This window comes from Sedimentitalea arenosa (genome assembly GCF_016428585.1).
GTDB classification, from domain to species: domain Bacteria; phylum Pseudomonadota; class Alphaproteobacteria; order Rhodobacterales; family Rhodobacteraceae; genus Sedimentitalea; species Sedimentitalea arenosa.
Map to the genome: position 1 here is coordinate 252,654 of NZ_JAELVR010000001.1, position 23,260 is coordinate 275,913.

Genomic DNA, 23,260 nt, shown 5'->3' on the forward strand with positions numbered 1-23,260 from the left:
GATGAACTGGGAGCGGGATCTGCCGACATGGCCGCTGTCGGAACTGTCCCGCCGCGTTCAAGTGCGCCCGCATCGCTGGCATGTTCAGGATGCGGGCTCCGGGCCGATGATCCTGCTCCTCCATGGCGCGGGCGCATCGACTCACAGCTGGCGTGACGTGCTGCCCCGGCTGGCGGAGATCCACCATGTGGCGGCGGTCGATCTGCCGGGGCAGGGGTTCACGCGGATGGGCGCGACCGGGCGCAACGGGCTTGATACGATGGCGGAGGACCTGCTTGCGCTGTGCGAGGACCAGGGGTGGCGACCCGCGGCTTTGGTGGGGCATTCGGCCGGGGCCGCGCTGGCCCTGCGCCTGTCACACCGGTTGCGCGATGCTGGGGGTGCCCCGCCGCGTGTCATCGGGTTCAACGCTGCGCTCGAAGCTTTCGATGGTCTGGCCGGCTGGCTGTTTCCGCTGCTTGCCAAGTTTCTCGCCACGACACCGATGGCGGCGCGACTCTTCACGATGGGCGGCAGCCACGAAACCCGCGCCCGCGCATTGATCGAGAACACCGGCTCGTATCTCGATGACGTGGGGATCGCCCTCTATGCCCGGTTGATCGCGGATCGCGACCACGTCGATGCGACGCTGCGGATGATGTCGCAATGGTCGCTTGAGTCGCTGCTGGAGGAGCTTCAGACCACGGTCGCGCCGACCCTGTTTTTGACCGGGGATCGGGACAAGGCGGTGCCACCACGCACTTCGGACAGGGCGGCGGCGCGGATGCCCAATGCAGAGGTCCGGACCTGGACGGGTCTGGGGCACCTGATGCACGAGGAAGCCCCCGAACGCGCGGTGAACGAAATTCTCGGGTTCTTGCGCGCGTCTGAATGATCGCCATCGGGGCGGCTTGGTTTATGCGCAGGCTCGGACAAAAAAACGCCGGAGGCAGACCCCCGGCGCTCTAGAAAGCGAGCTATCTCGGCTTCGATCAGGCCGCTTTGCCCGGACGATAGGTGTCGATGACTTCTTTCATCGGAGCATAGGCTTCTTTCGCCTTGTCCTTGGTCAGTTCGACGACTTCGCGTGCGTTTGCAGCGGTTGCCTCGATACGGGCATGTGCGTGCGCGGCGTGCAGGTCGAGCACGTCATTCAGGCACTTCGCCTGGAAGGTTTCCTTGCCGAGGTTGACGTATCCGTCAACAGCGTCCTTGGCATATCCAAGCAGCGCCTTGTCGACTTCGATGATGCCTTCAATCGCCTTGCGGCCCGAGGTGAAGTAGGCGCTGACGAGTCCGGTCACGGCCTTGCCGGCGTCGGCTGCGGTCGAAAAGGTCGCCTTGGCGGCTTCTTCTGCGGCGGCGGTTGCTTCGGTCTTGGTCGAGGCAGTGGATTTGGTGGTCTTCGTGCTCATTGGATTTCTCCTTTTGATGTCTCTGAGCCATACTTAGGAGTCGAAATGCTGCAATGCAACATAGAAATGCTGCGACGCAGCGTCATTGCGGAAAAGCCGTTTTTTCTCAGTGAAATGCCGATGTCAGAACGAACAGAGCTCCGCCCACGAACGCCCCCAGAACGGCCCCGTTGATGCGGATGAATTGCAGGTCGCGGCCGACCTCGTTCTCCATACGCTCGACCAGTTCTTCGCTGTCCCACTCCTCGATCACCTTGCTGATGTAGTCCACGATCGCCGGGCGGATATTGTCGAGAACGCTCGTCATGGCGTCCAGCAGGCGGCCGTTCAGTTGGGCTTCAAGCTCGGGTGACTTGCGCACGGTGTCTGCGAATTCCGTGATCGCACCTGCGATCATGCCGGCCACGCGCTGCGGATCGTCTTCGAGCGTGCGTTCGGCACGGCCGAGGATCGCGCCGACGATGGCATCGACCGTGGTTTCGAACTCGGGTGAGTCGGCGTATTTCCGGCGTCCCTCTTCGATGTAGCTGGAGATATGCCCCGATTTGTGCAGATCGTCGATGAGGTGCACGACCGAGCTGTCGAACTCGGCGCGCAGTTTTGATTTGCCGTCTGAAAGCTCGTCGATGATTGACAGGAGCCCGTCGACCAGGAGCCGTACGAACTGCTTGTCGACCGAGCTCGCGATCCACCAGCGGCTTCTATCCTGAACGATTTCGGTGACCTTGCCGCGATTCTGGTCCAGTACGTTTCGCACTTCCAGCAGGATGTCATCGAGCAACCGGCTGTGCACGGCGTCCTTGAGCAGTGTCGAGAGGTTGCGAGACAGGCCTTTGGGGTTGACCGAGGTCAGGACCATCTCGCGCACGAAGCGGTTGCCTTCGGGCCCCAGTCCGCGTTGGAGTTGATACTTCAGGATCAGTTGCAGGAGGTTCGACAGCTCGCGCGCCACGACCCCGGCATTGTCGGGCTTGGAGAGCCAGCCGAACAGCAGGCCTGCGGGATTGATCTTGCGGACCTGTGCCAGCAACTGGTCCGGCACGAGAAAATACTCGTCGATGAACCGCGCGATGTTGCCGGCCGCGCGTTTCTGGTTCTTTGGCAGTAGGGCAGTGTGGGGGATCGGCAGTTTCAGAGGATGGCGAAACAGTGCCTCGACGGCGAACCAGTCCGCCAGCCCGCCGACCATGCCCGCCTCGGCCATGGCCCGGATCAGCAACAGCCAGTAGGGCGGGTCGCTGACGGCGAAACTGGCGAAGAAGATGACGCTGAGCGCACAGAGAATACCCGTAGCGACCCTGCGGACGCTCCGGATTTCGGCGATCCTGTCCCCGTCGAATGGCTCATCTGTCGCGGACATGCTCGAAGATCAGGCGCCTACCATCGATTCTTCATGGATGAAGGCCTCGACCCGATCGGCCACGACTTCCGCCTGCGTCAGCACGAACATGTGGCCGCATGGCACGTTTTCGAGCGTCGCGTTGGGTAGCCGTTTCGCCAGGATGCGTCCGTTTACGGGCGGCACCAACGGGTCGTCCTCACCCATCAGGATCAGCGTCGGGATCTTGATCTGACCCAGGAAGAAGTAGCTGGTCCAGCCGAGCCCGGCCAGCAGCTGGTAGACATAGCCGCGCTTGTCGCCCGCGCGCATCGCGATCGCGTGATCCTTCAGCAGCTCGGTGTTGAACGCGACTTCGCCGCCGTAAATCTCGGCCCCGACCTTGAGCATGTAGTCCGGGTCCTGATAGCGTTTGGGGGTCGCCATCTTGCTCAGGACGCTCACGTTACCCGGCACCATGATCATGCCCGCGGCCGTCGCCGCGAGCGTCAGCGTGTGACAGCGCTCCTGGAAATCGAAGGCGAATTGCTGTGCCAGCGCACCGCCCCAGGAGACGCCGAACACGTCGACCTTGCCCACCCCGAGCTCGTCGAGAATCTTGTTCAGCATCCGTGTGAGGTTGGTGAACCGGTAGGGCGAGAACGGGGTCGGCGATTTGCCGACACCCGGCACGTCAAAGCCGATCAGCCGCGTCCGCTTGAAGTGGTTCACGAACGGCGCGATGGTTTCAACGCTGGCCCCGATGCCGTTGCACAGCAGCAGCGTGCGGTCGGCATCTTTCGGCCCTGCGACCGCGACGTTCCAATCCTGGCCCATCACGGAAATGATGCGGGTTTCGATGTTCAAAGTCAGGTCCCCTGGACGATTTCACGCACATATGTGCCCGGAGAATCGGCCAACGGCACATGCTTCTCCGACCCCAGTTGTTCCGGAGCTTTCACCTGAGTTCCAGCGCGTTCTTCGAGCCATTTGGCCCAGTAGAGCCACCAGCTGCCCTCGTTGGTTTCGGCCCCCTTCAGATAGGCTTCCGAGCTCGCATGATCGCCCTTGTTGGTCATGAAACGCGCCTTGGGGTTGCCCGGCGGGTTGATGATCGCCTGGATGTGGCCCGATTGGCTGAGAACGAACTCGTTGTCGCCACCGAAGGCCTGCATCGACAGATAGCAGCCTTCCCACGGGGTGATGTGGTCGGTGGTGCCACCGACGACGAACTTGTCGCATTCGACCTTTTTCAGATCCACCTTGGTGTCCAGCACCGAAATGTCGGCCCCTTCGCGTGCACCGCCCTTTTCCAGCAGCGAAATCATGTCGCCATGAAGGGCCGCGGGCAGGTTCGTGGTGTCGGCATTCCAGAACAGGATGTCGAAGGCGGGCGGCTCGTTGCCCAGCAGGTAGTTGTTGACCCAGTAGGACCAGATCAGGTCGTTGGGCCGCAACCAGGCAAAGGCCTTCTGCAGGTCCTTGCCCGGCAGCACGCCTTTGGAGCGTGAGAAGAGCCGGGCCAGTTCCAGCGTCTCGAAATTGGCGAACAGACCCATGGTGGTGTCCTTTGCGCCTTCGACGTTCAGGATTGCCACCAGCAGCGAGAACGAGTTCGCCCGCTTGATGCCCTTGGCGGCCCAGTAGGCCATGAGCAGCGCTGCTGTGATTCCGCCGGAACAGGCCCCGACAAAGTTGAGATCTTTGGACTTGGTGATCTCGCAGGCGACTTCCGAGGCGCGATCGAGCGCCAGGAGGTAATCGTCCATGGCCCAGTCAGAGTGTTCTTCCCCCGGGTTGCGCCAACTGACGATAAAGACCTGGTGGCCTTGCTCGAGCAGGAACTCCACGGCCGACCGGCCAGGCGCGAGATCCCAGATATAGAACTTGTTGATCTGGGGCGGGATGATGAAAACCGGGCGTTTGAACACCTTTTCGGTTTTCGGCTTGTACTGGATCAGTTCGAGGATGTCCTCGCGATAGATCACCTGGCCTTCGCTGGTGCCGAGATTCTCGCCGACCTTGAACTTGGATTTGTCCACCATCGAGGGCAGGCCGCCATTGTTGACCATGTCCTCGATCAGGTGCTTGGCGCCGGATACGAGGTTCTGCCCGCCGGTCTCCAGCGTCGTCTTCATCGCGGCGGGGTTGCCCATCAGCATGTTGGTCGGCGCGACGCTGTCGGTGAGGATCGACGTCAAAAGGTTCACCCGCAGCTTGGTGCGCTGATCCATGTCCAGGGAATCGACCCATTCGGTCAGGCCACGTGACCAGGTCAGGTAGGATTGCATCAGCGACTTGTACGCCGGATTCGACGTCCAGATCGGGTCGTTGAAGCGCTTGTCGCCACGTTCGGGCTGGGTCTGGGACCCGCCGGTGAGGCTGGCAAAGGTGTCCTGCACCGCGTCGAAATAGGCTGAGAAGAGCTTGTCGGGTTGCCTCAGCGAGGCGGAGTAGAACTCGCCCATGGCTTTCGCGAGGTCAACAGAAGTCTCTATGGTTTTCTTCGGCATCGTCCTGCTCCTCCTATCCTACGACCATGGCCAGCAGTTCCGCGACCACGGCAGGCTTTTCGGCCCCGTCGGCCTGCAGCGTGGCCTCGAGCCGCATCAGCTGGTTGCCGCCGCCCTTGTCGTCCACTCCGACCAGCTTGTAGCGCGCACGCACGGTCGATCCGGCCAGGACCGGCGCGAGGAAGCGTACCTGGCTCAGGCCGTAGTTGAGCATCGCCTTGGCATCCTTCGGGGCCACTTCGGCACTTTCTGCCGCGGCCGCAAGCAACGACAGCGTCAGGAAGCCGTGCGCGATCGGACCGCCGAAGGGGCTGTGCTTGGTGGCTTTTTCGACATCCACATGAATCCACTGGTGATCTCCGGTCACGTCGGCAAAGCCGTTGATCATCTGCTGATCCACGACGACCGGATCGGACTCGCCGAAGTCGTGGCCAATGCACTCTGCGAGAGTCTTGGTCGAATAGTTGTCAGGCTGTGCCATTCCGGGCGCTCCTCCGTCTTGGTTGGTCCGGGCAGCGTTCCAGGGGGCATATTCTGCGAGAGGTCTTTGCGGAATTGTACCCTTCTTGATCGCCGGACCCCGGATATGCTGGGTCTTTCATCAAATCGTGGCAAGTTTAACAGGACGGAAGCGTCGCACCATGCCCTAAACGTGAAGATGGGAGTGTCGAACGTCACGTTCCGGACGGTGTCGTCTGAATATGACGCCACGTTCCATACAAAGCGTCATTCGATCGGGGTTGGGGCGGTATCGGTCTGTGGGATGCACGGCGGCCGAGTCGGAGGCATGCTTGTCCAGAAAAGCAAGACCTAAGTCTGTCGACACCGTTTGTGTCGTGCCCCGCACACAGGGCCCGGCACTGTACGAAAACAGAAAGAAGTCGCGGAATCAGCTTGCGCGGTTCGCACCGCTCTGACCGTGTCCTGCATACTGCGCGCCCCGTAGGCAGACGGGGCGCTGAAATGGGGCAGCTAGAGGGGTTTGAGGTTGGCGGCCATTTCGCGGCCGTCCCGGCCCTCTTCGAGGTCGTAATTGACCTTCTGGTTGTCGGCCAGGCCCGTCAGACCCGAGCGCTCGACGGCAGAGATGTGCACGAACACGTCCTTGCCCCCGGCATCGGGCGCGATGAAGCCGTACCCTTTCGTCGTATTGAACCATTTCACGGTGCCAGTCGGCATGTCCCGTGTCTCCTTCTAATTTATCTTCATCCCGACATCGCGGGACACACGACAGCACGACCCCCGGACCAGCATCCTGCCAACGCATTCGGGTGCAGATTCCAAGCATGTACTGAACTTTAAAATTGCACGCCCGCAGCAAAAATCAAGAAAAAGGGGCTGCAAATCCGTCAACAGGCGGATATCCCGCAGGAGAATTTGGAGGGTGGAAATGCGTCTTTTTGGATTGAAAAACTGCGATACCTGCCGCAAGGCGTTGAAATCTCTGCCAGATGCACGGTTCATCGATGTGCGCAGCGACGGCGTGCCGGAAGAGTTGCTCGTTTCCGCGCTCGATCAATTTGGCGACGCTTTGCTCAACACGCGGTCAACCACATGGCGGGGCCTTGATCAGAACGAGCGCGCGGAACCGCCCCTGGATCTGCTGAAGAAACATCCGACGCTGATGAAACGACCGCTTATCGAGTCGCACGACGGGCAGCTGTTTCTTGGCTGGACCGCCGAGGTCAGGAGCGCCCTCAACGTCGACAGAGCCACGACGGATCAGGCCAGGCGGCCCATGATCCGGTCGACGGAGAGCGGGCCGGCCCCTTTGACCACGATGATGAGCAGCACGGTGATCCACAGCAGACGTTGATCGAGGATCAGGCTGCCTGACAGGCCGTCAAACCACGCGCCAAGGGTTTGGGGGTCTGATGCGCCATGCCCGATGACGTCGGTTGCCGATTGCATCAGGATGAAGCCGATCATCCCGATGGACGCGAGGCGGCTCAGCAGACCGATCACGATCAGGGCCGGCAGGATGAATTCCGCCCATGTTCCGGCAAGGGCGACGGCCCAGTGGAACACGCCGAGTTGCGAGCTGTCATAGCCGGCCGCTTCCATGGCGCGCGGGAAGATCTGAACATAGGCACCGTCGGACGGGAACAGGATGCCGAAAAACCCGTCGCCCAGCTTGGTGGCCGCGGATTTCCAGAAATAGACCAGCAGCACAGCCGCGAAGGTGAACCGGGCAAGCGTCGGCAGGATAAAGCCCGATTGCCTGTCCAGCCAGTCGAACAGGGCGTTGTGCAGCGTGGCGAGCTTGGTCATCGTTCAGTCTTTCGGTGTGAGGGAAATCAGCGCCTGGCCCGAAAGAAGCAGGGCCAGCGGCGCGGAGAGATCGAACCGGGGATGGTCGTCCAGAGCGAGGTCATAGGCCGCGCCGATCGTCTCACCCTGCCACAACGCGGCCAGCCAGGTCGCGGCTCCCGGAGGCAAGGCGTACGGAACCGGATCGAACCCGGGCCGCGTGATCAGAACGTCCTGCGCAACCGGAACAGGTTTCGGCGCGTTCTGCTCTGTGTTGAAGCGCCAGATGCCGTGGATCGGCCAGTTCGACCGCAACACGTTGGCAGCGGGCGCAAGGGTCACTCTGCAGTCCATCAAGCGTTCGGGTGACATCTTGCCCAGCGTCGCGGGATCGATCGCCTCGCTGTCGGCGGCATGATACGAGCGGCGCAGCGCCAGTTCCAGCCGTGCGACATCGCCGAGATATCCGAGATGTGCCAGTTGCGGCAGGTTCGAAAGGAAGTCGGGAAAATTCTTGCCGAAACGTATCATGAGCGGCGAGTCGGGCGGGTTGTCGCACAGGTAGAGGCGGGCGAGACCGTTGATGTTCTCGCGTCCGAGAACCCTCGTGATTACCGGGAATCCGGTTGCCAACGCGTCCGTCAGCGAGACGACGACATTGTTGCGATAGACGTTGAAACGCCGTGTGGTCGGACGGCCGTTGCCATCGGTCAACCCGTCTGGGACAGGCTGTGCGGGATCCAGCAGCGCATCGCAAAAATGGGCTTGCGACACTGTCATGCCTGCACACGGCTCAACGCGGCCTGCGCGCGTTCGGCTTCCGCACCTAGCACCGGCCAGTCGGGCACGTCATTGTCCCACTCGACCAGAACAGGCTTGGGGCCGGTCCGCTCCAGCACGATATCGAGTAGGCGCCAGACCGGGTCGATCACCGGGGCTCCGTGGTTGTCGATCAGAAGCGGTGCGCCGGCATCGTCGGCATCCTCGTCGTGTCCGCCAACGTGAATCTCGCCAACCTCGTGCAGCGGGTAGGCGTCGATATAGGCCTGGGGCGACGTGCCGAGATTGGTTGCCGAGACGAACACGTTGTTCACGTCCAGAAGCAGGCCGCAGCCGGTCCGCCGGCAGAGCTCCGCAAGGAAGTCGGTTTCACTCCAGGTGCTGGTGTCGAAGGCCAGATAGCTCGACGGGTTTTCAAGGAGCATGCGTCGGCCCAGTCGCTCCTGAACCTGGTCGATATGCGCGGCGACCCTGTTGAGCGTGTCCGCCGTGTAGGGCAGGGGGAGCAGATCGTTGAAAAACGCGCCGCCATGGGTCGACCACGCCAGATGTTCGGAAAAGCTCGCAGGCTTCAGCCAACCCACCAGATGCGCGAGACGGTCAAGATGCGCCTCGTCAAGCGGGCTCTCGCCGCCAATGGACAAGCCGACACCGTGCACCGAAATCGGAAAACGCTCCGACAGGCTTCGCAGTTGGGCGAGCGGTCGGCCGCCATCGCCCATGTAGTTCTCAGCGTGGATCTCCAGCCAGCATACTGGGCCTCGATCGCGGCCGATATCTGCAAAGTGTTGCGGCTTGTATCCGACGCCCGGTGCCGGTGGCAGTGTGTCCTTGCGGCTTGTGACATCCAGCATGACGGGCCCGACAGTCGTGAAAGGGGTTGCCGGGCGGGGGGATAGTCCCCGGCCCGGTCTGTTGATCGCTTATGCGGGGAGGTCCCGCTCGAGCGCGCTCAGAGAGCCCTTGCGCTCGGTGCCGTCGGCCATCGCCGGCAAGTCCATGCTTTCGCAGGTTCCGGCATCGACCAGCGTCCAGGCGTTGCCCTGGTAGTCGACGGTCGACGTGCCCGCGCAGGTGGTGCCGGGGCCGGCGGCGCAGTCGTTCTGGCCGGCCAGGGACACGCCATAGCACTTTTCCTTGGATTGGGCGCTGACACTGCTGCTGGTGGCCGCCATCGCGGCGGCGACGGCTCCGGCGACGGCGATGGTCTTGACGGTGGTGGACATGAGGGTCTCCCGGTCTGTTTCGAAAATTGCGATGCTGCCAGCGTATTGACACCAGGCAAGGCCGTGAAGTCACGAGCCCGTGTCTCACGGTCCCGTCAATGACCGTGACGTTTCACACCGCCCGAGCCTTGGCAAACCGGGCGAATCGACCGGGAATGTTTCAAACCGGCCCGGGCCGCGGAGCCGCGGCCGGGCGCTTGTGTTACAACTGGTCCGGCGGTGTCGCCTCGCGTCCGAGCGCCTGTGCAACATCCGCCAGCGGCTGGACACTGGTCTGCTTCTCGCCAAGCCGGCGAACCGATACGGTCCGTTCCTCGACCTCGCGCGCGCCCACGGCGAGGATCACCGGAACCTTGCCGACGGAGTGTTCGCGGACCTTGTAGTTGATCTTCTCGTTCCGGATGTCGGCCTCGGCGCGCACGCCGGCGGCCTGAAGCTCGGCGACGACCTCGTGCACGTAGTCATCCGCTTCGGAGGTGATCGAGGCCACGACCACCTGTCGAGGGGCCAGCCAGAACGGCAGCTTGCCCTCCCAGTTCTCGATGAGAATTCCGATGAAGCGTTCGAACGAGCCGAGGCAGGCGCGGTGCAGCATATAGGGGCGATGCTTGTCGCCATCCGCGCCGATATAGCTGGCGCCGAGCCGCTCCGGCAGGTTGGGGTCCACCTGGAAGGTGCCGCATTGCCAGACCCGCCCGATCGCATCGGTCAGGTAGAAGTCGAGCTTGGGGCCGTAGAACGCGCCATCGCCCGGCTCCAGCACGTAGTCGCGCCCAACCGCCTTGATCGCGTTTTCCAGCGCCCCTTCGACATGGTCCCAGCTTTCGTCAGAGCCGACGCGCTTTTCGGGCCGGGTGGCAAAACGGATTTCGAATTCCGGAAAGCCAAGTTCGCGATAGACGCCAGCGAGGAAGTCGATGAAGCGCGCACACTCCTCCTGAATCTGATCCTCGGTGCAGAAGATATGCGCGTCGTCCTGGGTGAACCCGCGCACCCGCATGATGCCGTGCAGGGCACCGGACGGTTCGAACCGCGCGCAGGAGCCGAATTCGGCCAGCCGCAAGGGCAGGTCGCGATAGCTTTTCAGGCCCTGGTTGAAGACCTGCACGTGACAGGGGCAGTTCATCGGCTTGAGCGCGTTGATCCGCGTTTCGGCGCGGTTCTTGGCGCTGGCATCATCGTGTTCCCCATCCCGGCTCTCGTCGACTTCGACGATGAACATGTGATGCTGATACTTGTCCCAGTGGCCGGATTTTTCCCAAAGCTTGCGGTCCACGACCTGCGGCGTGTTGATCTCGTGATAGCCGCCGGCGCGCTGCTTGCGGCGCATGTAGTCCTGCAATTGGGTGTAGATCGTCCAGCCGTTCGGGTGCCAGAACACCTGACCCGGCGCTTCTTCCTGCATGTGAAACAGATCCATCTCGCGGCCCAGCTTGCGGTGGTCCCGTTTGGCAGCCTCTTCCAGCATGTGCAGGTGGGCCTTCAGCTTTTCCTTGCTGGTGAAGGCGACGCCGTAGATACGCTGCAGCATCGCGCGGTCGCTGTCACCACGCCAATAGGCGCCGGCGATGCTCATCAGCTTGAACGCGTCGCCCGGAACCTGCCCGGTGTGTTGCAGGTGCGGCCCGCGGCACAGGTCCTGCCAGTGCCCGTGCCAATACATGCGCAGCGGCTCGTCGCCCGGAATCGCCTCGATCAGCTCGACCTTGTAGGGTTCGTTGTTGGCCTCGTAGAACTTGATTGCCCGGTCGCGGTCCCAGACCTCGGTGGTCACCGGATCGCGCTTGTTGATGATCTCCTTCATCTTCTTTTCGATCAGGCCCAGGTCTTCGGGCGTGAACGGCTCTGCGCGGTCGAAATCGTAGTACCAGCCGTTTTCGATGACGGGTCCGATGGTGACCTTGGTGGCGGGCCAGATTTCCTGCACGGCGCGGGCCATGATATGAGCCAGATCATGGCGCACCAGCTCGTTGGCCTGCGCCTCGTCCTTCATGGTGTGAATGGCGATGCTGGCGTCACTGTCGATCGGCCAGGCCAGATCCCAATGACGACCGCCGACCGTGGCGCTGATCGCCTTCTTGGCGAGCGAGGTCGAGATGTCTGCAGCGACCTCGGCCGCGGTGACACCCGCGTCGTAGGATCGTGCATTGCCATCGGGAAGGGTGAGGGTGATCTGAGCCATGTCGGCCTCCTCGTCGGTTTGGCGCCCACTGAACGCCCGGTTGCGGGTTATATGTTGTCGCGTTTTGACCCCGTGTACAGGGCGAGTCAACCAAGGAAAACGCGCAGAACACGCACTGGGACGGCAAAGTTTAATCCGCACACCGCTCTTGTCACCCGGCAGGGAATCCCGATTGAAGTCAGGCGGAAGCCGTGCATGATCGAGGGTCTGGAAGGAGACCCACATGCCCACAGAGACGTTCCTCGAGACCCCGCAAGCACGCCGGATCGCCTATCACCTGACGCCCGGGACGGGGCCGTGCATCGTGTTCCTGGGAGGGCTGAAATCGGACATGGAGGGCACCAAGGCCGTCCACCTCGAATGCTGGGCAAAAGGGCAGGGGCGTGCCTTCCTGCGTTTCGATTATTCCGGACATGGGGAAAGCAGCGGCACGTTCACCGATGGATGCATCGGCGACTGGGCGGAGGACACGCGTGCCGCCGTGTCGGTCCTGACCGATGGCCCGCTGCTGGTCGTCGGTTCCTCGATGGGCGGATGGCAGGCCTTGCTGCTGGCACGCGCGGTGCCCGAGCGGATCGCGGGGCTCGTGACCATCGCCGCCGCGCCCGACTTCACCGAGGACGGATATTGGGCCAGCTTCACCGATGCACAGAAACACGCGCTGAAGACCGTGGGCCATGTGGAACTGCCGTCCGACTACATGGAACCCTACATCATCAGCAAACGGATGATCGAGGACGGAAGGCGCCATCTGGTCCTGCGTGATCCGCTGCATCTTCCCTTCCCCAGCCGGTTCTTGCAGGGCACCGCCGACACCGCCGTGTCGACCGACACCGCCCTGCGTCTGCTTGAACATGCGACCGGGCCGGACATGCGCCTGACCCTGGTCAAGGATGCGGATCACCGGTTTTCCGATGATGCCTGCCTCGATTTGATCGAAGAAGCGATCACGGACGTTCTTGCGGCGATCGACTGATGCGCCGCCCGGCCAGCATGTGGAGCCTCGAGGCCCTTGGGCGCGTGAGGTTGTCACGGCATTTCTTCATGCGCGATTTCCTCTATTCCGAGATCGGCAATTTCCATCGGGTACAAAACCTGCCGGAAAAACCCGACCTCGCCATCGAGACCGGACGCGCATTGTGCCAGACCCTGCTCGATCCGCTTGAGGAGACGTTCGGCCGTATCGCGGTGCGGTCGGGATACCGCTCGCCGGAATTGAACCGCTTTGGCAACGAACACGGATTGAACTGTGCCCGCAACGATCATCCTCTGGAATGCCACATCTGGGACCGTGGTGAAGAGAACGACCGGATCGCGGGCGCCTCGGTCGTGATCCCTTGGTTCGCCGATCAATACGAGCGCGGCCGCGATTGGCGTGACCTTGCGTGGTGGCTCTATGACCACGTGCCGTTTTCCGAGGTCTGGTTCTTTCCCAAGCTCTGCGCGGTCAATATCGCGTGGCGGCCGGTCCCGTCACGGCGGATCGACAGCTATATCGCGCCGCGCGGACGATTGCTCGCGGCTGGTGAGGCGCCGGGTCTCTCGCGTGAAGACCGGGCCGCGCTCTATGTGGATTTTCCGCCGTTTCGCGGAATCGATCTGCCTGTCGCACCCGGCAACTGGACGCGGATGCCTCAGGGATAGAGCGCGTCGCGCTCCGCTTTCGTCAGCACATGGACAGGGCCTGACGGCGTTCCGGTCTGGGGGTCGAAGAACGGGGTTTGCTTCCACCGTCCCGACAACCGGGCCGCACCCATGTTCCTGGCGAGCCGCCAGACCATCGCGGCTGCGCCTTTGTGTTTCGCCGTGCCGCCCGGCACCTGTATGAAAGCCTGTGCGCGGACCGGACCCAGCGCGTCGCGATCTTTCACACGGTCAACGAGGATGCTGGAAAACGGCATGTTGGGGCGCGACAGGGTGATGAAAAGCGGCGCCTTGCAACATGTTGCATACCACCGAAACGGCCCTTTGGGGCCAAGGCGGAACGCCGCCAGTCGATCAGCGCCCGCGTCGAAGTGAACCTGGTCGGGCGTGGTTTGAAACAGCCCGACGCCGTCCGGCGCCGGGTCGGGCTGTTCAAGATGGAGAAGGGCCACGCGGCAATCGCGGCAATGGCAGAGCAGATGCGTGCCGGACCTGGCGGCGTCGGCGGCCAGTGTGCCCTGCACCTGGCCGCAGTTGCAGGAAAAGGCGATGTCCTTGGGTTGCGACATCGCCCGCTTTCCCTATTCTGCCGCCGCGACGTTCTTGTTGGCCGGCTTTTTCGCGCTGCCGCTGCCAGAACCGCCGCTGTTGGCGTCGATAAAGTCCAGAACCAGCGGGCGAATGTTGCGTCTCCAGGACTTGCCCGCGAAAATGCCGTAGTGACCGGCGCCAGGCTCAACGTGGCTGGCCTTCTTGCTGTCGGGCAGGCCGGTGCATAGATCCAGTGCCGCGATGCACTGACCGGGGGCCGAGATGTCGTCCTTGGCGCCTTCGACCGTCTTGACCGCGACGCTGGTGATCTTGCCGATATCGACCTTGTGGCCATCCACCACGAACGCATTGCGGGCGATCTCGCGTTCCTTGAAGACTCGCTCGACCGTGGAGAGGTAGAACTCGGCCGGCATGTCCATCACGGCGAGATACTCGTCGTAGAAGCGGTTGTGTGCGTCGTGATCGGAAGCCTCGCCACGCGAGACGCGGGCGATCTGGTCCTGAAACGCCTTTGTGTGGCGCTCTGCGTTCATCGACATGAATGAGGCAAGCTGCAGCAACCCCGGATACACCATGCGTCCGACGCCGGGATACTTGAAACCGACCCGCTGGATCATGGTTTCCTCGAGCTGGCCCATCGTGACGCGGCGCCCGAAATCCGTCACTTCGGTCGGCGTGGCGTCCGGGTCGACCGGGCCGCCGATCAGCGTGAGCGAGCGAGGCTGCGCATCCGGGTCCTGCTCGGCCAGATAAGCGGTGGCGGCCAAAGTCAGGGGTGCCGGCTGGCAGACTGCGATCACATGGGTATCCGGTCCCATCTCGCGCATGAAGTCGACGAGGTAGAGCGTGTAGTCCTCGATATCGAACTTGCCCGCTGACACGGGGATGTCGCGGGCGTTATGCCAATCGGTGATGTAGACTTCACAATCCACGAGGAGCGACTTCACGGTGCTGCGCAGCAGCGTCGCATAGTGGCCGGACATGGGGGCGACCACCAGCACCTTGCGGGGCTTGGTGTCGCGCCCCGGCACGGCGAAGTGGATCAGGTCACCAAAGGGTTTCTCGACCACGGTTTCGATCTTGACGAGATGGTCCTTGCCGTCTTCGCAGGTAAAGGTGCGGATACCCCAGTCGGGCTTTACCGTCATGCGCTGGAACGTGCGCTCCGTCACCTCACCCCATGCAGCCATCCAGCTGAGCGCAGGGTTTGGAATCATGCTGAAGATCGGATAGGATGCGATGGCAAGCGCCGAAGCGCCCATCCATTGGTTGGTGTTGCGCGCCGTTTCCATCAGGTCGTAGGTCATCATGTAGCGCATAGTTCAGGGACTCCATTCATTCACAACCGATCCGGCACAGCATCGGACCTTTGGTCGCTTTGCCCCCCGAAACCAGCGACCATATTTCTGCACAGCAGCGAGACTACGAGGGATTCTTTAAAATGACAACTACCGAAGACAGCACGCCGGCCCTGACGGGTGAACATCTCGAGCGGCTCACCGAGAACCTCGGCAAGATCGAAATGCTGTCCAAGCGTCTTGTGGAGGTCATGACCAACAAGACCAGTCACCACCCCTCGCTGAACGCGCCGCGGCAGGACATCTTCGCGAAAGCGGCGACCGCCTACTGGGCCGAGGCCTTGCAGAACCCCAGCAAGATCATCGAACAGCAGGTCGCTTATTGGGGAAAATCGGTCAAGCATTTCGCCGATGCGCAGGAGGCGCTGGCGCGCGGCCAGTTCCGCGCACCGGAGGATCCCGGCCCCAAAGACCGGCGGTTCACCAACCCGCTCTGGGACAGCCATCCGTACTTCAACTTCATCAAACAGCAGTACATGATCAACGCCGAAGCGATCCGTCAGGCTGTGGACAGCGTCGATGACATGGACGCCAAGGAAAAGCAGCGCCTGAGCTACTTCGCCTCGCAAATCGTCGACATGATGGCGCCGACGAACTTCCTCGCAACGAACCCGGATGCGCTGGAAAAGGCGCTCGAGACCGAGGGGCAGTCGTTGGTCAAGGGACTTGAGAACCTGATTTCCGATCTCGAGGCCAACAATGGCGAACTGGTCGTCCGGCTGGCCGATGAAAAGGCGTTCGAGCTGGGCGGCAACATCGCCGTGACTCCGGGCGACGTGGTCTATCGCAATCGGATGATGGAACTTATCCAGTACAAACCCGCGACGGAAACGGTGCACGAGATCCCGCTGGTGATCTTTCCACCCTGGATCAACAAGTTCTACATTCTCGACCTGAAGGCGCAGAACAGCCTGATCAAGTGGATCACCGAGCAGGGCTACACGCTGTTCGTGGTGAGCTGGGTCAATCCCGACGAAAGCTATGCCGAAGTCGGGCTGGATGACTATATCGAAGACGGCTATCTGACAGCGATCCGCGAAGTCAAATCGATTTGCAACGTCAAACAGGTCAACGCGGTCGGCTATTGCATTGCCGGCACGACGCTGGCGTTGACCCTGTCGTTGCTGAAACAGAAAGGCGACACGTCGATCAAGTCGGCGACCTTTTTCACGGCCTTGACGGATTTCGGCGATCAGGGCGAGTTCACGCCCTTCCTGACCGATGATTTCATCGACGGGATCGAAGCGGAGGTCGAGAACAAGGGCGTGCTTCAATCCTATATCATGGCCCGCACCTTCAGTTACCTGCGTTCCAACGACCTCGTCTATACGCCGGCCATTCGCAGCTACATGATGGGAGAGGCGCCCCCGGCCTTCGACCTGCTTTATTGGAACGGGGACGGTGCGAACCTGCCGCGACGGATGGCGATCCAGTATCTTAGACAACTCTGCCAGCAAAACCGCTTCACGCAGGACGGTCTCGATCTGCTCGGACACCGCCTCAAGATTTCGGATGTGACCGTCCCGGTCTGTTCGATTGCCTGCGAGACCGACCACATCGCGGCATGGAAGGACTGTTACAGGGGGGTGCAGATGATGGGTTCGCGCAACAAGACCTTCATCGTCTCTGAATCCGGCCACATCGCGGGCATCGTCAACCCGCCGAGCAAGAAGAAGTATGGTCACTACACCAACACCGATCTGAAAGCGACGCCAGCCGAGTGGCTGAAGGCGGCGGAACGGCATGACGGGTCCTGGTGGCCGCGCTGGCAAAGCTGGCTCAAGAGCCGGTCGGGCAAGCAGGTTCCGGCCCGCGACACGGGTGATTCGGATCATCCTTCGCTCGCACCGGCGCCCGGAACTTACGTTAGGGCAAGGGCAAGCCTCGGAAAAAAATAGGCTTTTCAGATTATTCTGCATCGCAGCATTTTTTTCTTGAAATGCCGCGATGCAGCATTCATATTGTCCTCAGAATACAGATCACCGGCACACGCCGCTGAACACAAAAAGGACTAGGACAATGGCAAAGACTCAAGACTTCACCAGCATCATGAAAGACATGATGGGCGCATTCCCCGTGGACACCAAAGCCATGGAAGATGCTTTCAAAACTCAGGCGACCCTGAACGAAAAGCTGTCCGGCGTCGCTCTGGAAGCAGCCGAAAAATCGGCCGAGATTTCCAGCAAGTGGACCAAAGACACCATCGCCAAGCTGGGCGAGATGACCAAAGCCAAGGCAGAGCCGGCTGACTACGCAAAGTCGATCACCGATTTCGCTTCCGCCTCCGCTGAAGTCGCAGCCGAGAACATGGCCGCTTTCGCCGAGATCGCGAAGAAGGTTCAGATGGACACCGTCGAACTGCTGATGGCTGCCGGCAAGGACATCACCGAAGATGCGACCGCCGCTGTCAAGAAAGCCACCAACGACGTGACTGCCGCTGCCAAGAAAGCCGCAGCCAAGTAAGGCACGCAAGAAACGCTGATTTGCGCCAACTCCTCCCAACCGGTGCAATCGCGGGGGCAGGTCGAAAGACCTGCCCTTTCTTTTTGTGCATCCCTTTCTTTCGTGCCGTTGCACCTTTCAAACGGCGCAAACCATGCGCTCTTCCTTTTTCTGCTGCACTCGCATAGTCTTTGCTGCAACGCATCAAACGTCGGGAGGCGAGGACGTGGCGGAACAGGAAAAACCCCTACTTATCAAACGGTATGCCAGTCGGCGGTTGTACAACACCGAAACCAGCGACTATGTCACGCTCGAAGATATCGCCGGCTTCATCCGCGAGGGACGCGAGGTTCAGATCGTCGATCTGAAGTCGGGCGACGACCTCACCCGTCAGTACCTGCTCCAGATCATCGCGGAACATGAAAGCCGGGGCGAGAACGTGCTTCCGGTCACCGTTCTCAACGATCTGGTCCGCAGCTACATGCTGCCGGGCGGCGGCATGATGCCCCAGTTTCTGCAAAGCTCCTTCGACATGCTGCGCGAGAACCAGGCCAAGATGATGGAAAACATGACCGCCATGAACCCGATGACCAAGATGCCCGGGTTCGAAGCCATGCGAGCGCAGCAGCAGGCGTTTCTCAAGGCGATGACAGGCGGCATCACCCGGTCTTGGTCCGCACCCGACAAGGAGGATGCGGAAAGGGGCGGCGAGGACACCGAGGATCTCGACGAGATCAAGAAACAGTTGGCGGACCTGCAGAACAAGCTGTCCAAGCTGAAGTGACGCGCACCCCGATCCTGTTCTGTCAGGTTCCGTAGGCTGGCAGATCGCCCTTCGCATCGTGGACGGCGTCCAGGATGATATCGGCGATCACGTCCAGCTCGGACCGGGTCAGCCGCACTGGAAGGCGCACGTCGCAGGCACGCATCAGCATGGCTCGGGTCTTGGGCAGGTCTGGCAGATCATCTATGAACTTCCAGTTCCAGAAGGCGCGGGCGTTGTCCTTGCTCTGTCCGAAGACCTGAACCTTGACCCCGCGCTCAGCAGCCAGGTTTGCGAAAGCCGCAGTCTCTGCATCGCTCATCCCGATCAGGTTGAACTGGATCGAATCCGGGGCGCGCCGTTCCGCCGGCAAAGGAGCTGGCACTTTGATGAACGGCGAGGCTCCGATCCGCTCGGCGACATGGTCGTGGTTGCGCAATCCATCCCGCACCCGCCGGGCCAGTTCTGGCAGTTGTGGGCGGATGACGGCTGCCGAAAGATTGCTCATCCGCAAGTTATAGAGCGGCAACCGGTTCTGCCACGTTTCGAAGGCTTCGGCCAACGCCGGACTTGTGCCGTGTTTCTTCCAGTTGTGTTCATACGCGCCCGACATGATGACGGCCCGCGCCACCAGATCCGCATCGTCGGTGATCAGGATACCGCCTTCACCCGCGTTGATCATCTTGTAGGACTGGAAGGAAAAACAGCCGATCCGCCCGATCGTGCCAATCTTGCGACCGGCCCACGTGGTGCCCAGCGAATGGGCCGCGTCCTCGATCACAGGGATGCCGCGCGCGTCGCAGAGCGCCGTGATGGCGTCCATGTCGCTCGTGTGACCGCGCATGTGGCTGATGATCACCGCCGCAATGTCCTGGTCCAGCCGCGCCGCGAAGTCGGCCAGGTCAATCCGGTAATTGTCGTTCACTTCGCAGAGCACCGGACTGCACCCGGCATGAACAACCGAAGACGGCACCGCCGCGAAGGTGAATCCGGGGATCAGGACCCGTGCGCCCGCGGGCAGCCTGAGCGCCTTCAGAGAGAGGAAAAGCGCCGCGGAACAGGACGAGACGGCCAGTGCATAGGTGCTTCCCATAAGGGCCGCGAACTCCGTTTCGAGCAGGGCGACCGGGGCATCCTGCGGTGCCGTATAACGGAAAAGGTCACCAGTACGCATCAACTCGTCAAGCGCGGCCCGCGCGGCTTCGGGAATGGCTTCTGCGTCGTGCACGTTGGGAGGAGTTTGCATATTTCGATTTTCCAAATTTGTATTTTGGATAAGATAAAACACTTGCGCGCCCGTGCCAATCCACGGCGAGACAGGGCGGGCCGAAAAATCACTATCGAAAGAAAGGCAGGACGTCAGATCCCGAGTCGATCGCGCAATGAAAACCACGTCATCGCCAACACCAGAAGCGGCGACCGCAGCGTTCCGCCACCGGGAAATGACGGTGCCGGAACGCGGGCCATCGTGTCGAACCCGTCGGTTTCACCTTGGATCGCAAGCGCCATCAATTGCCCGGCATGGGTCGCGGTGCCCACCCCGTGCCCGGAATAGCCCGACGCCGACAGCAGGTTCGGGCCGAGCCGCGCCAGGAAGGGCATTCGCTTCATGGTGATCCCCAGGGTGCCGCCCCACGCATAGTCGATCCTGACATCCGCAAGATGCGGAAAGATCTGCGTCATCGGCTTGCGCACCAAGGCCGCGATGTCTTTCGGGAAGCGGTAGCCATAGCTTTCGCCGCCGCCGAAAAGCAGCCGCTTGTCCCGGCTCAGCCGAAAGTAATTGACCACGAACTTGCAATCCGCAACCGCGACGTCCTCGGTCAGAACGCGCACCGCATCGTCGCCCAAGGGTTCTGTCGCGGCGATGAAATTGTTGATCGGCATGACCCGCGCCGCGACCTGGGAGTGCAGCTTTCCCAGATAGCCGTTGCAGGCCAGAATCACGTTGTCGGCAATGACATGGCCCGTTTCCGTCCTGATCCGTACGGGCTGGCCCTCGACCAATTCCAGAACCTCGCTGTCCTCGTGGATCCGGACGCCCGCCGCCGCGGCGGCGCGGGCGAGGCCGAGCGCATAGTTCAGCGGATGAAGATGCGCCGCGCCCCAATCCAGCGTGCCACCAACATAATCGGGCGAGGGGCAGAGCGCATGACAGGCGGCTTGGTCGAGGTCTTCGAGCGCGTCGTACCCGTACTTTTCGCGCAGATGTGCACTGTATCGATGCAACTCCTCCACCTCGCGCTTGCTCGACCCCGTATGCGCGACGCCCGGCTTCAGATCGCAATCGATCTCGTGTTCGGCGACAAGGTGTTTGACCAGCGCCTTGGCGTCTTCGGCCAGTTGCCACAGCTTGGTGGCCTCGGCGACGCCCATGAGGCGCTCCAAGCCGTCCTGGTCCATTCGCTGTCCACTGCCGAGTTGCCCGCCGTTGCGGCCTGACGCGCCAAAGCCCACGCGATGCGCCTCGAGCAGAACAACGTCGCGGCCCGCCTTCGCCAGATGCAGCGCCGCGGACAGGCCGGTGTATCCCGCGCCGATCACACAGACATCCGCGCGAGCCTCGCCCTGCAGGCGGGCGAACGGTTCAAGCGGCCGCGCCGTGGCGGCATACCAACTGTTGGGATAGGTGCCGCGCACGTCGTTCGAATGCAGCAGATTCATCATCGGACATCGGCCCTCTCGCGCCGTCTCGCTGTATGGTTCCGGTCGAAAGTGCCCCAGTGCCGACTTCTCAATCGGAGCGGTCGGCACTGGGGCTTCGGGGTTCACACGTTCATCAGCAGGTGCTCGCGTTCCCAGGGGGAGATCACCTGGAGGAACTCCTCGTACTCGGCTCGTTTCACGATGCTGTAGACCCGGGCGAATTCGGGGCCCAGAACCTCGTGCAGCGCGGTCGACTCTTCGAAAAGGTCGAGCGCCTCGCCCATCACGCGGGGGATGTCTTCCTCACCCTCGTAGGCGTCGCCCTTGAACTGTTTTTCGGGGCGCCTCTCTTCCATCAGGCCCAGATAGCCGCAGGCCAACGACGCGGCGATGCCGAGGTAGGGGTTGCAATCCATGCCGCCCAACCGGTTCTCGACCCGGCGCGCGACCGGCCCCGACAGCGGAATGCGGATTCCCGTGGTTCGGTTGTCGCGGCCCCATTCCAGGTTGATCGGCGCCGCGTGTTCGCGCGTGTAGCGGCGATAGCTGTTCACGTAAGGGGCCATCACGGCGATCGCGGCCGGCAGGTGATGTTGCAGCCCGGCGATGAAATGGAAGAACGCGTCGGTTTCGCCGCCTTGCGGCCCGGAAAAGATGTTCTTGCCGGTCTCGACGTCAAGGATCGAATGATGCAGGTGCATCGCGCTCCCGGGCTCGTCAGCGATCGGTTTCGCCATGAAGGTCGCGAAGCAATCGTGCCGCAGGGCGGCCTCGCGGATCAAGCGCTTAAAGTAGAAGACCTCGTCGGCCAGCTTCACCGGGTTGCCGTGCCGCAGATTGATTTCCAGCTGTCCGGCACCGCCTTCCTGGGTGATGCCGTCGATCTCAAAGCCCTGCGCCTCGGCGAAGTCGTAGATGTCGTCGATCACCGGGCCGAACTCGTCCACCGCGGTCATCGAATAGGCCTGTCGTGCCGCCGCCGGTCGGCCGGAGCGCCCCATCATCGGTTCGATTTCCTTGGCCGGGTCGAGGTTGCGTGCGACGAGGTAGAACTCCATTTCGGGCGCGACGATGGGTTCCCAGCCCTGGTCACGATAGAGCTGCACGACGCGCTGCAGCACGTTGCGCGGCGAGAAGGGCACGGGCACGCCCTTGCGGTCATAGGCATCGTGGATCACCTGCAGCGTCCAGTCGCCGGTCCAGGGCGCGGCGGTCGCCGTCGACATGTCCGGCCTCAGGATCATGTCCTTCTCGATGAAGCCGTCCTCGCCCGCGGCTTCGCCCCAGTCGCCGGTGATCGTCTGATAGAAGATGCTGTCGGGCAGGTGGAAGTACTCCTGCTTTTCGAACTTGCTCGCGGGCACCGCCTTGCCGCGGGCGATGCCGGGCAGGTCCGAGATGATGCACTCCACCTCGTCCAGCCGGCGGCCTTCCAGATAGGTCTTTGCCGCGTCGGGCAGTTTCTCGAACCAATCTGACATCAGATCCTCTTTTCCTTGAAAAACGCGGCCATCCGCGCTGCGAATTCGTCGTTGAGCACCGGACCGTCCAGCTTTTCCAGCGCCGAGTCCAGCAGCGCATCGGGCACAACGCCCCTGCCGCGCGCCCGGATCAGGCCGTCGATGAAGCGCGCATCGTATTCGGGGTGCGGCTGCATGGTCCAGACCGTGTCGCCATAGCCGAGAAAGGCATAGGGGCAGAAGGCGTTGCCACCCAGCACCTTTGCGCCTTCGGGCAGTTGCGTGACCTGGTCCTGGTGCCAGGCATTCAGCGTCACGGTCTCGTCGCCCACCTGGTAGGTCGTGCGCCCGACCGCCCAGCCGCCCGGATACTTCTCGACCTTTCCGCCGAGCGCCTGGGCGATGATCTGGTGACCGAAACAGACGCCGATCAGCGGCTGTTTGCGCGCGACGATCTCGCGGATCAGCTTTTCGAGCGGGGCGATCCAGGGATGATCCTCGTAGGCGCCGTGGCGCGATCCGGTGATGATCCATCCATCCGCCGCGTCGGCCCCCGGCGGCAACTCGTTGTCGACCACGGCAAAGGCTTCGAAGTCGAAGCCATGCCCGCCCAGCATCTGCTGGTACATGGTGTCATAGTCCCCGGTCTCGCCCACCAACGCATCGGGGGCGTGTCCGGTTTGCAGGATAACGATTTTCATGTCTCACCTGTAGATAGACCCGGCACACGGC

At 62.0% G+C, this 23,260-nt stretch carries 23 protein-coding genes and 1 pseudogene; 7 read left to right on the forward strand and 17 right to left on the reverse strand.

Annotated features, from left to right (window positions below):
• Window position 1 precedes the first annotated feature (1 nt).
• Window positions 2-874, forward strand: a complete 873-nt coding sequence (bchO, locus tag JF290_RS01160; RefSeq protein WP_199022887.1) for an alpha/beta fold hydrolase BchO — start codon at window positions 2-4, stop codon at window positions 872-874.
• 97 nt (window positions 875-971) lie between these two features.
• Here the strand turns inward: bchO and JF290_RS01165 are convergent, their stop codons facing one another.
• From JF290_RS01165 to JF290_RS01190, 6 genes are all read right to left on the reverse strand, one after another.
• Window positions 972-1,394, reverse strand: coding sequence for a phasin family protein (locus JF290_RS01165; protein ID WP_199022888.1), 423 nt, complete (start codon window positions 1,392-1,394; stop codon window positions 972-974).
• Window positions 1,395-1,500: 106 nt separating this feature from the next.
• Window positions 1,501-2,754, reverse strand: coding sequence for a DUF445 domain-containing protein (locus JF290_RS01170; protein ID WP_199022890.1), 1,254 nt, complete (start codon window positions 2,752-2,754; stop codon window positions 1,501-1,503).
• A gap of 9 nt (window positions 2,755-2,763) precedes the next feature.
• Window positions 2,764-3,579 carry a poly(3-hydroxyalkanoate) depolymerase gene (gene phaZ / locus JF290_RS01175; RefSeq protein WP_199022892.1) on the reverse strand — a complete coding sequence of 272 codons (816 nt, stop codon included), beginning with the start codon at window positions 3,577-3,579 and terminating at the stop codon, window positions 2,764-2,766.
• A 2-nt stretch (window positions 3,580-3,581) separates the two neighbouring features.
• Entirely contained in the window at window positions 3,582-5,225 is a 1,644-nt protein-coding gene (locus JF290_RS01180; RefSeq protein ID WP_199022894.1) for a PHA/PHB synthase family protein, read from the reverse strand.
• A 13-nt stretch (window positions 5,226-5,238) separates the two neighbouring features.
• Window positions 5,239-5,706, reverse strand: a complete 468-nt coding sequence (locus JF290_RS01185) for a MaoC family dehydratase (protein WP_199022896.1) — start codon at window positions 5,704-5,706, stop codon at window positions 5,239-5,241.
• Between the two features lie 491 nt (window positions 5,707-6,197).
• Window positions 6,198-6,404: a cold-shock protein gene (locus JF290_RS01190; protein ID WP_199022898.1), complete on the reverse strand. Its 207-nt coding sequence runs from the start codon at window positions 6,402-6,404 to the stop codon at window positions 6,198-6,200.
• A 211-nt stretch (window positions 6,405-6,615) separates the two neighbouring features.
• Here JF290_RS01190 and JF290_RS01195 point away from each other — a divergent pair.
• A pseudogene (locus JF290_RS01195) lies at window positions 6,616-6,930 on the forward strand (ArsC/Spx/MgsR family protein); the annotation flags it as partial.
• A 17-nt stretch (window positions 6,931-6,947) separates the two neighbouring features.
• Here JF290_RS01195 and JF290_RS01200 read toward each other — a convergent pair.
• From JF290_RS01200 to thrS, 5 genes are all read right to left on the reverse strand, one after another.
• Window positions 6,948-7,496: a DoxX family protein gene (locus tag JF290_RS01200; RefSeq protein ID WP_199022900.1), complete on the reverse strand. Its 549-nt coding sequence runs from the start codon at window positions 7,494-7,496 to the stop codon at window positions 6,948-6,950.
• A 3-nt stretch (window positions 7,497-7,499) separates the two neighbouring features.
• On the reverse strand, window positions 7,500-8,255 hold the full coding sequence (locus tag JF290_RS01205; protein WP_199022902.1) for an HvfC/BufC N-terminal domain-containing protein: 756 nt from the start codon (window positions 8,253-8,255) through the stop codon (window positions 7,500-7,502).
• Window positions 8,252-9,109, reverse strand: coding sequence for an MNIO family bufferin maturase (gene bufB / locus JF290_RS01210; RefSeq protein WP_199022903.1), 858 nt, complete (start codon window positions 9,107-9,109; stop codon window positions 8,252-8,254). Before bufB ends, JF290_RS01205 begins: the two co-directional genes overlap by 4 nt.
• A gap of 69 nt (window positions 9,110-9,178) precedes the next feature.
• Window positions 9,179-9,481, reverse strand: coding sequence for a BufA1 family periplasmic bufferin-type metallophore (locus JF290_RS01215; RefSeq protein WP_199022904.1), 303 nt, complete (start codon window positions 9,479-9,481; stop codon window positions 9,179-9,181).
• Between the two features lie 202 nt (window positions 9,482-9,683).
• Window positions 9,684-11,663, reverse strand: a complete 1,980-nt coding sequence (gene thrS / locus JF290_RS01220) for a threonine--tRNA ligase (protein WP_199022905.1) — start codon at window positions 11,661-11,663, stop codon at window positions 9,684-9,686.
• 223 nt (window positions 11,664-11,886) lie between these two features.
• Between thrS and JF290_RS01225 the strand changes: the two genes are divergently transcribed.
• Together JF290_RS01225 and JF290_RS01230 are read left to right on the forward strand one after the other, a co-directional pair.
• On the forward strand, window positions 11,887-12,639 hold the full coding sequence (locus JF290_RS01225) for an alpha/beta hydrolase (protein WP_199022906.1): 753 nt from the start codon (window positions 11,887-11,889) through the stop codon (window positions 12,637-12,639).
• 17 nt (window positions 12,640-12,656) lie between these two features.
• Window positions 12,657-13,307, forward strand: coding sequence for a hypothetical protein (locus tag JF290_RS01230; RefSeq protein WP_199023223.1), 651 nt, complete (start codon window positions 12,657-12,659; stop codon window positions 13,305-13,307).
• On the opposite strand, the gene JF290_RS01235 is transcribed toward JF290_RS01230, so the two are convergent.
• Window positions 13,298-13,876, reverse strand: a complete 579-nt coding sequence (locus JF290_RS01235; RefSeq protein WP_199022908.1) for a DUF6151 family protein — start codon at window positions 13,874-13,876, stop codon at window positions 13,298-13,300. The two genes, JF290_RS01230 and JF290_RS01235, sit on opposite strands and share 10 nt — an antisense overlap.
• A 12-nt stretch (window positions 13,877-13,888) precedes the next feature.
• On the reverse strand, window positions 13,889-15,178 hold the full coding sequence (gene phaZ, locus JF290_RS01240; protein WP_199022909.1) for a polyhydroxyalkanoate depolymerase: 1,290 nt from the start codon (window positions 15,176-15,178) through the stop codon (window positions 13,889-13,891).
• 122 nt (window positions 15,179-15,300) lie between these two features.
• On the opposite strand from phaZ (JF290_RS01240), the gene phaC reads away from it, so the two are divergent.
• The 3 genes from phaC to phaR all read left to right on the forward strand — a co-directional run bounded on the left by phaC (window position 15,301) and on the right by phaR (window position 18,443).
• Entirely contained in the window at window positions 15,301-17,115 is a 1,815-nt protein-coding gene (gene phaC / locus JF290_RS01245; protein WP_199022910.1) for a class I poly(R)-hydroxyalkanoic acid synthase, read from the forward strand.
• Window positions 17,116-17,236: 121 nt separating this feature from the next.
• Complete coding sequence (locus JF290_RS01250) at window positions 17,237-17,680, forward strand: phasin family protein (protein ID WP_199022911.1); 444 nt, start codon at window positions 17,237-17,239, stop codon at window positions 17,678-17,680.
• Between the two features lie 205 nt (window positions 17,681-17,885).
• The gene (phaR, locus tag JF290_RS01255) at window positions 17,886-18,443 is read left to right on the forward strand and encodes a polyhydroxyalkanoate synthesis repressor PhaR (protein WP_199022912.1); all 558 of its coding nucleotides are present in this window, start codon (window positions 17,886-17,888) and stop codon (window positions 18,441-18,443) included.
• A gap of 22 nt (window positions 18,444-18,465) precedes the next feature.
• On the opposite strand, the gene JF290_RS01260 is transcribed toward phaR, so the two are convergent.
• From JF290_RS01260 to JF290_RS01275, 4 genes are all read right to left on the reverse strand, one after another.
• Window positions 18,466-19,668, reverse strand: a complete 1,203-nt coding sequence (locus JF290_RS01260; protein ID WP_199022913.1) for a DegT/DnrJ/EryC1/StrS family aminotransferase — start codon at window positions 19,666-19,668, stop codon at window positions 18,466-18,468.
• A 113-nt stretch (window positions 19,669-19,781) separates the two neighbouring features.
• Window positions 19,782-21,086, reverse strand: coding sequence for an NAD(P)/FAD-dependent oxidoreductase (locus tag JF290_RS01265; RefSeq protein ID WP_199023224.1), 1,305 nt, complete (start codon window positions 21,084-21,086; stop codon window positions 19,782-19,784).
• A gap of 104 nt (window positions 21,087-21,190) precedes the next feature.
• Window positions 21,191-22,549, reverse strand: a complete 1,359-nt coding sequence (locus JF290_RS01270) for a glutamine synthetase family protein (protein WP_199022914.1) — start codon at window positions 22,547-22,549, stop codon at window positions 21,191-21,193.
• Window positions 22,549-23,229: a type 1 glutamine amidotransferase gene (locus JF290_RS01275; protein ID WP_199022915.1), complete on the reverse strand. Its 681-nt coding sequence runs from the start codon at window positions 23,227-23,229 to the stop codon at window positions 22,549-22,551. The genes JF290_RS01270 and JF290_RS01275 overlap by 1 nt, the downstream gene beginning before the upstream one ends.
• Between the last annotated feature and the right edge of the window lie 31 nt (window positions 23,230-23,260).

What these genes read in the sequence shown, in the direction of transcription:
- bchO (WP_199022887.1), top strand. Translation starts at nt 2, where the DNA reads ATGAACTGGGAGCGGGATCTGCCGACATGGCCGCTGTCGGAACTGTCC.
- JF290_RS01250 (WP_199022911.1), top strand. Translation starts at nt 17,237, where the DNA reads ATGGCAAAGACTCAAGACTTCACCAGCATCATGAAAGACATGATGGGC.
- JF290_RS01165 (WP_199022888.1), bottom strand. Translation starts at nt 1,394, where the DNA reads ATGAGCACGAAGACCACCAAATCCACTGCCTCGACCAAGACCGAAGCA.
- phaZ (WP_199022909.1), bottom strand. Translation starts at nt 15,178, where the DNA reads ATGCGCTACATGATGACCTACGACCTGATGGAAACGGCGCGCAACACC.
- JF290_RS01185 (WP_199022896.1), bottom strand. Translation starts at nt 5,706, where the DNA reads ATGGCACAGCCTGACAACTATTCGACCAAGACTCTCGCAGAGTGCATT.
- JF290_RS01275 (WP_199022915.1), bottom strand. Translation starts at nt 23,229, where the DNA reads ATGAAAATCGTTATCCTGCAAACCGGACACGCCCCCGATGCGTTGGTG.
- bufB (WP_199022903.1), bottom strand. Translation starts at nt 9,109, where the DNA reads ATGCTGGATGTCACAAGCCGCAAGGACACACTGCCACCGGCACCGGGC.
- JF290_RS01265 (WP_199023224.1), bottom strand. Translation starts at nt 21,086, where the DNA reads ATGAATCTGCTGCATTCGAACGACGTGCGCGGCACCTATCCCAACAGT.
- JF290_RS01270 (WP_199022914.1), bottom strand. Translation starts at nt 22,549, where the DNA reads ATGTCAGATTGGTTCGAGAAACTGCCCGACGCGGCAAAGACCTATCTG.
- JF290_RS01190 (WP_199022898.1), bottom strand. Translation starts at nt 6,404, where the DNA reads ATGCCGACTGGCACCGTGAAATGGTTCAATACGACGAAAGGGTACGGC.
- JF290_RS01200 (WP_199022900.1), bottom strand. Translation starts at nt 7,496, where the DNA reads ATGACCAAGCTCGCCACGCTGCACAACGCCCTGTTCGACTGGCTGGAC.
- JF290_RS01180 (WP_199022894.1), bottom strand. Translation starts at nt 5,225, where the DNA reads ATGCCGAAGAAAACCATAGAGACTTCTGTTGACCTCGCGAAAGCCATG.
- JF290_RS01205 (WP_199022902.1), bottom strand. Translation starts at nt 8,255, where the DNA reads ATGACAGTGTCGCAAGCCCATTTTTGCGATGCGCTGCTGGATCCCGCA.
- JF290_RS01170 (WP_199022890.1), bottom strand. Translation starts at nt 2,754, where the DNA reads ATGTCCGCGACAGATGAGCCATTCGACGGGGACAGGATCGCCGAAATC.
- phaC (WP_199022910.1), top strand. Translation starts at nt 15,301, where the DNA reads ATGACAACTACCGAAGACAGCACGCCGGCCCTGACGGGTGAACATCTC.
- JF290_RS01215 (WP_199022904.1), bottom strand. Translation starts at nt 9,481, where the DNA reads ATGTCCACCACCGTCAAGACCATCGCCGTCGCCGGAGCCGTCGCCGCC.
- JF290_RS01235 (WP_199022908.1), bottom strand. Translation starts at nt 13,876, where the DNA reads ATGTCGCAACCCAAGGACATCGCCTTTTCCTGCAACTGCGGCCAGGTG.
- JF290_RS01260 (WP_199022913.1), bottom strand. Translation starts at nt 19,668, where the DNA reads ATGCAAACTCCTCCCAACGTGCACGACGCAGAAGCCATTCCCGAAGCC.
- JF290_RS01225 (WP_199022906.1), top strand. Translation starts at nt 11,887, where the DNA reads ATGCCCACAGAGACGTTCCTCGAGACCCCGCAAGCACGCCGGATCGCC.
- JF290_RS01230 (WP_199023223.1), top strand. Translation starts at nt 12,657, where the DNA reads ATGTGGAGCCTCGAGGCCCTTGGGCGCGTGAGGTTGTCACGGCATTTC.
- thrS (WP_199022905.1), bottom strand. Translation starts at nt 11,663, where the DNA reads ATGGCTCAGATCACCCTCACCCTTCCCGATGGCAATGCACGATCCTAC.